Below are 10,289 nucleotides of genomic sequence, written 5' to 3' on the forward strand. Positions count from 1 at the left end.
CAGCGTTGCTAAATTGGTAAGCGAAGATAAAAAACCACTCATCGCGATATTGCGGTGCTTAAAGGGGAAAACAAAAATGGCTTTTAAAGATGAAGAACAAGCAAAAGCTTATTGGGCAGAAAACATTTCGCTGTTATTTAAACTGTTAGCAGTGTGGTTTGTCGTGTCTTTTGGCTTTGGCATATTACTGGTTGATGTACTTAATGAAGTACGTTTTTTTGGGTTTAAACTTGGCTTCTGGTTCGCCCAGCAAGGCGCGATTTATACCTTTGTTGCTTTGATTTTTGTGTACGTTTTCAAAATGAATACGTTAGATAAAAAATACGGCGTAGACGAATAGGAGCTAAGCAATGGATGTTCAAACACTCACGTTTTTAATTGTTGGTTTAAGCTTTGCGCTTTATATCGGCATAGCAATATGGGCCCGAGCGGGTTCAACCAAAGAGTTTTATGTAGCGGGCGGCGGCGTACCTCCTCTTGCTAATGGTATGGCAACAGCTGCCGATTGGATGAGCGCCGCGTCGTTTATTTCAATGGCGGGTATTATTTCGTTTGCAGGTTACGATGGCAGTGTTTACTTAATGGGGTGGACAGGTGGTTATGTACTATTAGCCATGTGTTTAGCGCCTTACTTACGTAAATTCGGCAAGTTTACTGTGCCAGACTTTATTGGCGACCGTTACTATTCACGTACCGCGCGTTTAGTTGCTATTTTTTGTGCCATATTCATTTGTTTCACTTATATAGCAGGGCAAATGCGTGGCGTAGGCGTGGTATTTTCACGCTTTTTAGAAGTAGAAATTGAAACCGGTGTTTACATTGGTATGGTGATTGTATTCTTTTATGCGGTACTTGGCGGCATGAAAGGCATTACCTACACACAAGTAGCGCAGTATTGTGTACTTGTATTTGCCTACCTTGTACCAGCCATTTTTATCTCGATGATGATGACGGGTCACTTCTTCCCACAAACCGGTTTTGGTGCCACATTAATTGGCAGCGACGGCGTATACGTACTTGATAAACTAGATGGCTTAAGCGCTGAACTTGGTTTTGCGCAATATACCGAAGGCTCTAAGAGCATGATTGACGTGTTCGCTATTACTGGTGCGTTAATGGTAGGTACTGCTGGTTTACCACATGTAATTGTACGCTTTTTCACTGTACCTCGCGTAAAAGACACACGTATTTCTGCTGCATGGACTCTTGTGTTCATCGCGATTGTTTATACTACAGCACCTGCGGTTGCAGCCTTTGCTCGCGTAAACATGGTTGATACTATTAATGGTAAAGACGGTAGCGGTACAGCTTACGCAGAAGCACCAGGATGGATTAAAAACTGGGAACGCACAGGTTTAATTACATTTGATGATAAAAACGGCGATGGCAAAATGTTCTACACGGCGGGTAAAATCACCGATCCGAACAGTGCTAACGAAGTAAATGTAGACCGCGACATTATGGTATTAGCAAATCCAGAAATTGCTAATTTACCAGCATGGGTAATCGCACTTGTAGCTGCCGGTGGTATTGCCGCTGCACTGTCTACAACAGCAGGTTTACTACTGGTTATTTCGACCTCCGTTTCGCACGATTTACTCAAGCGAACCCTCAAGCCCGATATTACCGACAAGCAAGAGTTACTTGCAGCGAGGTTGGCAGCCATGGTCGCTATTGTTATCTCCGCATACTTTGGTATTAACCCGCCTGGATTTGTGGCATCGGTAGTGGCATTTGCATTCGGCTTGGCGGCAGCGAGTTTCTTCCCAGCAATTATTATGGGTATATTCTCTAAAACAATGAACCGAGAGGGCGCAATTGCAGGCATGGTAACGGGTATTGGCTTTACCGCTGCGTATATCATCTTCTTCAAGTTTGTAAGCCCTGAGCTTAATAATCCTGAACATTGGTTTTTAGGTATTTCGCCTGAAGGTATTGGCTTAATTGGTATGATTATTAACTTTGTAGTAGCTGCAGTTGTTCTTAAATTTACTCAAGCTACACCTATTGAAATTCAAGAAATGGTAGAAGGTATTCGTAACCCTAAAGGGTCAGCTGAAGCGCACGATCACTAGGCAACATTTATAGATATAGTAAAAAAATATAAAGCACCCAAAGCCCGACTTTAGTCGGGCTTTTTATTTGTTTAATAAATAAGTACATTAGATTGGTACATCACCATTTAAAGAGCGAATACAATGAGTGTAGAACAACAAGAAATAGCCCAATACGTTTGTTTGCAAGCGCCTTTTACTATGCTTGATAGCAGCGCATGCGAATACTTTGTAAATCATCTTGATATTATTTACCTTACCCGCGAAAACCAAACTCAGTGGTTACAAAGTGAAAACCCTAAACTATTTTTAATTCGCTCTGGTTTGTACGACCTAGTTGATGGCAAGGGCGATGTTGTTACGCGCTTAGCGCAAGGTGACTATTTTGGTTTTCCGTCGCTGTTAACCGGTGAGGCAATTCAAAATAGGTTAGAAGTACAAAAAGAGGGGATAGTGTATATGCTCTCTCAAACGCATTTTGATTTTTTACGCAGAGAATATAAATCGTTTGAGCAATACTTTGTACGCGCTCACGCTAACCGGTTGTTGTCATCGCATTATAAAAGTAAAAACGATAGCTGGTCGGAACGTAAAATATCAGAGCTGATGACGCGCACAGCAATTACGCTTACGCCCGATGCAAGTATTAGGCAAAGCGCTAAAAAAATGAAAGAGCATGGCGTATCGTCAATAATGATAACGCAGCACGCGCACTTAGTAGGGGTTGTGACCGACCGCGATTTACGCAACCGAGTACTTGCCGACGAGGTAGATCCACAAGACGCAGTAAGCAGTATTATGACCGCAAAACCTAAGTTTATATTTGAAAATAACCGGGTGTTTTCGGCGCTGCACTTAATGCTTAAATACAATATTCACCATTTGCCCGTGCTTGACGAAAACCATAACCCGATAGGGATGATAACCAGCACCGATTTACTGCGCCAACAAAAAAGTGACCCCGTACAGCTTATTGGGCGCATATATAAAGCGCACACTGTTACTGATTTAAAACGCTACGCTAAAGAAATTCCCGAACTTTTGCGTAGTTTTTCGTACAACATTGACGACATATCGCTAATTGGTAAATTACTCAGTGGTTTAACCGATGCGCTTACATCGCGCCTGATTCACTTATTTCAAGAAGAGCATGGCGCAGCGCCAACCAGCTTTAGTTTTATTTGCTTTGGCTCGCAAGCACGCGAAGAACAAACCCTGCATTCAGATCAAGATAACGGCTTATTACTCCCTAACGACTTAACCACCGAGCAACACGCTTACTTTAAAAGTATGGGGGAGTTTGTATGCGAGAATTTAGTTGAGTGCGGCATTAGGCGTTGCCCAGGTAATATTATGGCAAGCAGTGATGAGTGCCGTATGAGCGTAAACGACTGGAGCGAGCGCTTTTTTAAATGGATAAAAAGCCCCACACCCAATGCAATGCTTAACTGTAAGATATTTTTTGACCTGCGATTTATTGAAGGTTCAAACGCTTTATACACGGCTTTTTGCGAGCAACTAATTCGTATATCGCGTAACGACTTATTCTATGCCGCAATGGCAACCGACATAAGCAGCAACAGCGTGCCAATTGGTTTATTTAATAAATTTAAAACCGAAAAAACAGATCAAAATAATAAATACATAGATTTAAAAAAACGTGGTGTCGTAATTATAAATGACATAGTGCGGTTATACGCTTTAAAAGCGGGTATTAGGCGCGCCAACACACAAGAGCGGTTGGACGCACTACTAAAATATAAACTGATCAGCAAAGAAGATATATACAACCTAAAAGACTGCTGGCGGTTCTTAACGCAGCAGCGCTTGAGTACACAAATAAACGAAGAGGGCTTACCGAGTAATTGCATTAACCCTAATAAATTAAACTCACTAGAGCGCCATCAACTAAAAGAAGCGTTTTACCTTGTTAAACAAGCGCAGCAAGCCGCCGCGTTTAAGTTTGCTCGCGGCAGTTTATAATGATGGATTACTAACATGGTAAAAAAGCTGCTCACTCGGTATTTAAAGCGCCGTAAATTACTAGGCAAAAATGCCTTACAACAACGTTACTTAGTGATTGATTTAGAGCTCACTGGGCTTGATGCAAAACAGCACGAAATTGTATCGGTAGCGTGGGTGATAATAGATAACCAATGTATAAAAATGAGCGAGTCGCAGCACCTTATAAATAAAAACGTAAAAAGCCTTGAGCAAAGTCCTGTTTTTCATGGGATTAGCGACGATGCTATAACAAAAGGACAGAGCTTGTGCAGTATATTAACGCAACTAAGCAGCCACTTTAGTGATTGTATTTTAGTGTTTCATAATGCCATGCTCGACTGGGGGTTTTTAAAAATAGCGCTTAAAAATGCCAATATAACTATACGGCCTAAACTGATACTCGACACACTGCATATTGAGCAAAAGCGCTTACTCCATCATTCAACTGAAATAAAACAAGATGATTTAACCCTTAATGCTTGCCGCACACGTTATGAGTTACCAAGCTATCATTGCCATCACGCACTGACCGATGCACAAGCCACTGCCGAGTTACTGCTAGCGCAGTGCCATCAAATAAGCCGTGGCAAAGAGTTAAAAGTAGGCGAATTGATGTAGGTTGGCTGTAGGCGGGGCTTTATGCCGCGCGAGATAAACTCCCGCCAACAATAAAGAGTAGTTTACTTTTATTGTTATCCGTATAACTATAGGTACAGTTACGTAATCATTATCTAACTAATCACTTCAAGGACGATCATGAAACTCATCACTGCCATTTTCTTAACCTTATTCCCACTCATCACTTTTGCTAATTCAAGTTTGCCTGCTAATCGCCATATTGCAGTGCAGGGTACTGCAGAGGTATTAGCAAAGCCCGATATGGCTAAGATTTCTTTTGAAGTAATAAGCTTTAAAGACAAATCACTTGATGCAAAACGTGATGTTGATGACCGAGTAAATTTGTTACTTAAAGGTTTAAGCAAGTATGGTGTTAAGGAGACTGATGTTTCTGCTACAAGCCTGTTAACTCATAATGATGACGATATGTTTAATGTCGAGAGCGGTACAGCAATTAATGCAGGATATGTAGCAACAAGAACACTTAAAGTAACATTAAGAAATATTGAAAAAGTGAATGATTTTATCGATTTTGCACTAAGTGTAAAAATTAATGAACTGACGAATATTGAGCTTATGTCTTCAAAAGCCTCGCAGTTAGAAGCTGAAGCAACACAAGGCGCAATAGATAACGCTATAGTTAAAGGGGGTAAGCTTGCCAAAGCATTTGGCGCAGAGATTGGAAAAATTTACAGTATTAATTCAAATTCTAACCGTTCAAGTTATGGTTATGGCGTAGATGATTTTGAGAGAATAGTTGTGACCGGCTCTAAAGTTACTAGAAATCCATTCGAGCAAGGCAGGTATTTACAAGAAACTATTACATTTAAATCATCAATAAACGTGGTGTTTGATTTAGAGGTAAATGATTAAGTTAAAATTTTCATTTCAAATACATTTTCATAATGTAAGCTGGCTTTAAGTTTTTGATTAATTTGAAGGTAGCCATATTATGAGCGATGAAAGCAACACGTTAAAAGCACAAACTGAGGCAAAAGTAGCAGCAGGGCGCAAAGGTAATCCTGATTTTATGAAAGGTGTTGATGAAACGATTGCACAAGCAAAAGCGTTTCAACAAGGTGCTAATGCACTTGATTTAAACCAAATTGCACCAAGTTTTGAGTTACCAAATCAACATGGTCAATCGGTGCAGTTAACTGAGTTACTTGCTAAAGGGCCTGTGGTTGTTACTTTTTATCGTGGTAGTTGGTGTCCGTACTGTAATTTACAACTGAAAGCACTGCAGTCACGTTTACCTGAAATTCATGCTTTAGGTGCGCAGCTGGTGGCTATTAGCCCGCAAGTACCCGATGGCTCAATGAGCGAAAGCGATATAAGTAACATGGATTTTTTAGTGCTGAGTGATCAAAATGCCGATGTAGCAGCAAGCTACGGCGTAGCATGGCAAGTGCCCACATTTTTACTCGAGCATATGCTAGTAGACCGAGGCCTAGATTTAGAGTCGGTTAACAATGGCAATAGTAGTGTTTTACCGATCCCTGCCACCTTTGTTTTAGATAAACAAGGTAAAGTGACTTGGCGTTATGTTGATGTTGATTATCGTACTCGTTCTGAGCCAGAAGATATAATTAACGCTTTGAAAAATTTAGTATAAAAAACTTAATTTTAAAAGTCAGACCCCTTGAAGAGCTTGCAATGCCTAAGCTCTTCAACGTTAATTTAAAGTTTCTAATGCTTCCCTCTTATAATCAGATGCAAGGTCGATTACAATACAGACATCTAAAAGGCGTATTGCCTTTATCTGCACGCTAAAAGAGTGGATTTTATATTTCATGGCAATCAAACTTGCAATTAATGGTTTTGGTCGTATTGGTCGAAATATTGTCCGCGCGTTATACGAGTCTGGTTTGAGCGACGATATAAAAATTGTTGCGATTAACGAACTTGCTGATCCTGAAGCTATTGCTCATTTATTAAAATACGACACATCCCACGGTCGTTTTTCTTTTCCTGTAAAACTTGGTGAAGACACCATTAGTGTTGCAGGCGATACCATTGCACTTTTTTGTGAAGAAAACCCAATTGAATTACCTTGGCAAACGCTCGATGTAGACGTTGTACTTGAATGTACGGGTGTTTACCACTCGCGTGAACATGCGCAGTTACATATTACCGCAGGCGCTAAAAAGGTGTTGTTTTCGCATCCGGCCGATAACGATGTTGATGCTACGATTGTGTATGGCATTAACGACGATGAGCTTAAAAGCGAGCACACAATTGTCTCTAACGGCTCGTGTACAACTAACTGTGTTGTGCCGGTTATTAAAGTATTAGATGATGCATTTGGTATTGAGTCGGGCGCTATTACAACGATTCATGCGTCGATGAACGATCAACAAGTGATTGATGGTTATCATCATGATTTACGCCGTACTCGCGCTGCAAGCCAATCAATTATTCCAGTTGATACAAAGCTCGCTCGTGGTATAGACCGTATTTTACCTAAATTTAAAGGCCGTTTTGAAGCCATCGCCGTACGTGTACCTACTATAAATGTCACGGCAATGGATTTAAGTGTAACGGTTAATACCGATGTAGATTTAAATGCAGTAAATAATGCACTTAAAGCACAAGCAAAAGACCGCTTAGAAGGTATTTTAAGTTATACCGAAGAGCCGCTTGTATCGGTTGATTTTAATCACGACCCACATTCTTGTATTATTGATGGCACACAAACACGTGTTAGTCACAAACGACTGATAAAGTTATTAGTATGGTGTGATAACGAATGGGGTTTTGCTAATCGTATGCTCGACACAGCGCGTGCTATGATGGCAGTGAATAAGTAATTTATTAATATAATAATTTTAAACGTATTTTTCAGGTTCAGTATCGTTAACTAAGGAGATGTTCATGTCGGTCATAAAAATGGCAGATTTAGATTTAAACGGCAAACGCGTATTAATTCGTGAAGATTTAAATGTACCAGTTAAAGCAGGTAAAGTGACGTCAGATGCGCGTATTCGTGCAGCACTACCTACTATTAAACTAGCCCTTGAGAAAGGCGCTAAAGTAATGGTTATGTCACACCTTGGCCGTCCTACGGAAGGGGAATACGATGAAGCGTTTTCGCTTGCACCTGTAGCTGATTACTTAAACGATGCCCTAGAGCAAACTGTACGTTTAGAAAAAGATTACCTAAACGGTGTTGATATTGCTGATAACGAAGTGGTTGTTTTTGAAAATGTGCGCTTTAACAAAGGCGAGAAGAAAAACGACGAAGCGCTATCTAAGCAACTAGCAGCACTGTGTGATGTATATGTAATGGATGCATTTGGTACGGCTCACCGTGCACAAGCGTCTACCCATGGCGTTGGTTTATTTGCTGATGTGGCATGTGCAGGTCCATTGTTATCGGCTGAGCTTGAAGCGTTAGGAAAAGCACTTGATAATCCAGCGCGTCCATTAGTAGCGATTGTTGGTGGTTCTAAAGTATCTACTAAGCTTACCGTTTTAGATTCACTTTCTAAAATTGTTGACCAATTAGTTACCGGCGGCGGTATTGCAAATACCTTTATTGCTGCATCAGGTAGCCCAGTTGGTAAATCGCTTTACGAACCTGATTTAATGGATGAAGCGAACCGTTTATGTGCAGCAGCGATTGCTAATAATGGTGAAATTCCGGTACCGACTGACGTAGTGGTTGGTAATGAGTTTTCTGAATCTGCTGTAGCTACACTTAAAGATGTAAGCGAAGTAACAAGCAATGATATGATTTTTGATATTGGCCCTGATACAGCGAGCAAGCTTGCAAAAATTATTGCAAATGCAGGCACTGTTGTATGGAATGGTCCAGTTGGCGTGTTCGAGTTTGACCAGTTTGGTAATGGTACTCGTGCTATTGCACAAGCAATCGCTAACTCAAATGCGTTTTCAATTGCGGGTGGTGGTGATACCTTAGCCGCAATCGATAAATACGGCATTGCCGATAAAGTATCTTATATTTCTACTGGTGGTGGTGCGTTCTTAGAGTTTTTAGAAGGCAAAAAACTTCCAGCAGTTGAAATGCTAGAGTCGCGCGCTAAGTAATTTTAGTGGCGTAAGGTGAGGGGGTAATAGCCCTCACCGACAATTAATTACTAAATACCTCTCACCCTAATTTAGTCGTTAATTTAGACGGAATATTACTGCAAAGCAGTGGTTTTTCGTGGCGTTGTTATAACGCCAAACTAACACATCCGTTCAAACTAGATGGTAGGGAACTACTGTCGATAAATTGGAGAATACCCAATGGCTTTAATCAGTATGCGACAACTTTTAGATCATGCAGCAGAGCATGGTTACGGCGTACCTGCTTTTAATGTTAACAATCAAGAGCAAATGCGCGCAATAATGGAAGCGGCTGACAAAACAAACAGCCCAGTAATCGTTCAGGGATCAGCTGGTGCACGTGCTTATGCTGGTGCTCCATTTATTCGTCATATGATTTTAGCAGCCGTTGAAGAATGGCCACATATCCCAGTTGTAATGCATCAAGATCACGGCACATCGCCAGGTGTGTGTCAGCGTTCAATTCAGCTTGGTTTTTCATCAGTAATGATGGATGGCTCGTTAATGAGCGACGGAAAAACCCCTTCAAGCTACGAATACAATGTAGAAGTAACGCGCGAAACTGTTGCGATGGCGCATGCCTGTGGCGTATCGGTTGAAGGCGAGCTAGGTGTACTTGGTTCACTTGAAACAGGTGAAGCTGGCGAAGAAGATGGCGTTGGCGCAGAAGGGTTATTAACAACTGATCAAATGCTAACAGACCCTGAAGAAGCGGCTGATTTTGTAAATAAAACACACGTTGATGCACTTGCAATTGCTTGCGGTACTTCACACGGTGCTTATAAATTTACTCGCCCACCAACAGATGACATTTTAGCGATTGATCGCATTAAAGCGATTCATGCCCGTATTCCTAACACGCACTTAGTGATGCATGGCTCATCTTCAGTTCCTCAAGAATGGTTAGAAATTATTAATCAGTACGGTGGCGAAATTCCAGAAACTTATGGTGTGCCAGTTGAGCAGATTGTTGAAGGCATTAAGTTTGGTGTTCGCAAGGTAAATATTGATACCGATTTACGTTTAGCATCTACCGGTGCAATTCGCCGTCATATGGCGCTTAACCCATCTAACTTTGATCCACGTAAATACCTAGCTGAAGCTACAAAAGCAATGACAGAGATTTGCGTTGCACGCTATAACTCGTTTGGTACTTCTGGTCAGGCTAGTAAAATTAAGCCAATTTCACTTGATGAAATGCACCTTAAATACTTAAGCGGCGAACTAGACCCTAAAATTAGATAATAGATCAATTTATAATTGATCATTATTAGGGCCTGTTTATCTTTCGAGGTTGAATTTGCAGCAGTATGTTTGGTATTTAGGCAAGGCAGAGCCTATGCAGTGTGGTTATTCCCCATAAATAGGCGATAACGTGGAATAAATGCCAAACATGCGCTGCCCGAAGGGTTCTGCTTAGGGGCAATTTACTCTTTGTTGCCTACATGGATGTAGGTAAGGGGCGTGAGCAGGACGCGGAAGCTTTGCTCGGTTTTTACTTAGCCCGCTAGGTTACAAACCTCACGCCGCGATTAAATCGCC

9 protein-coding genes are annotated in these 10,289 nt (G+C 41.2%); all 9 read left to right on the forward strand.

Translation table 11 applies throughout. From position 1 onward, the window contains the following. The first annotated feature begins 76 nt into the window (after positions 1-76). The 9 genes from H5090_RS18865 to fba all read left to right on the forward strand — a co-directional run bounded on the left by H5090_RS18865 (position 77) and on the right by fba (position 9,992). Complete coding sequence (locus tag H5090_RS18865; protein ID WP_002961535.1) at positions 77-340, forward strand: DUF4212 domain-containing protein; 264 nt, start codon at positions 77-79, stop codon at positions 338-340. Between the two features lie 10 nt (positions 341-350). Further along, a complete protein-coding gene (locus H5090_RS18870) occupies positions 351-2,075 on the forward strand; it encodes a sodium:solute symporter family protein (RefSeq protein WP_002961534.1) in 1,725 nt (574 codons plus the stop codon). A 123-nt stretch (positions 2,076-2,198) separates the two neighbouring features. Beyond that, positions 2,199-4,037 carry a DUF294 nucleotidyltransferase-like domain-containing protein gene (locus tag H5090_RS18875; RefSeq protein ID WP_182692794.1) on the forward strand — a complete coding sequence of 613 codons (1,839 nt, stop codon included), beginning with the start codon at positions 2,199-2,201 and terminating at the stop codon, positions 4,035-4,037. Between the two features lie 15 nt (positions 4,038-4,052). Further along, entirely contained in the window at positions 4,053-4,676 is a 624-nt protein-coding gene (locus H5090_RS18880) for a 3'-5' exonuclease (protein ID WP_024597163.1), read from the forward strand. 138 nt (positions 4,677-4,814) lie between these two features. Next, entirely contained in the window at positions 4,815-5,549 is a 735-nt protein-coding gene (locus H5090_RS18885) for an SIMPL domain-containing protein (protein WP_182692796.1), read from the forward strand. A gap of 79 nt (positions 5,550-5,628) precedes the next feature. Continuing rightward, a complete protein-coding gene (locus tag H5090_RS18890) occupies positions 5,629-6,291 on the forward strand; it encodes a peroxiredoxin-like family protein (RefSeq protein WP_182696469.1) in 663 nt (220 codons plus the stop codon). A 178-nt stretch (positions 6,292-6,469) separates the two neighbouring features. Next, positions 6,470-7,486 (forward strand): erythrose-4-phosphate dehydrogenase, encoded by a 1,017-nt coding sequence (epd, locus tag H5090_RS18895; RefSeq protein ID WP_002961528.1) that lies wholly within the window; start codon positions 6,470-6,472, stop codon positions 7,484-7,486. 64 nt (positions 7,487-7,550) lie between these two features. Then, positions 7,551-8,726 carry a phosphoglycerate kinase gene (locus H5090_RS18900; protein ID WP_002961525.1) on the forward strand — a complete coding sequence of 392 codons (1,176 nt, stop codon included), beginning with the start codon at positions 7,551-7,553 and terminating at the stop codon, positions 8,724-8,726. 201 nt (positions 8,727-8,927) lie between these two features. After that, the gene (fba, locus tag H5090_RS18905; protein WP_002961523.1) at positions 8,928-9,992 is read left to right on the forward strand and encodes a class II fructose-bisphosphate aldolase; all 1,065 of its coding nucleotides are present in this window, start codon (positions 8,928-8,930) and stop codon (positions 9,990-9,992) included. Positions 9,993-10,289: the final 297 nt, after the last annotated feature.

Origin of the sequence: Pseudoalteromonas sp. SR43-5, assembly GCF_014163835.1 — a bacterium.
GTDB lineage: Bacteria > Pseudomonadota > Gammaproteobacteria > Enterobacterales > Alteromonadaceae > Pseudoalteromonas > Pseudoalteromonas distincta.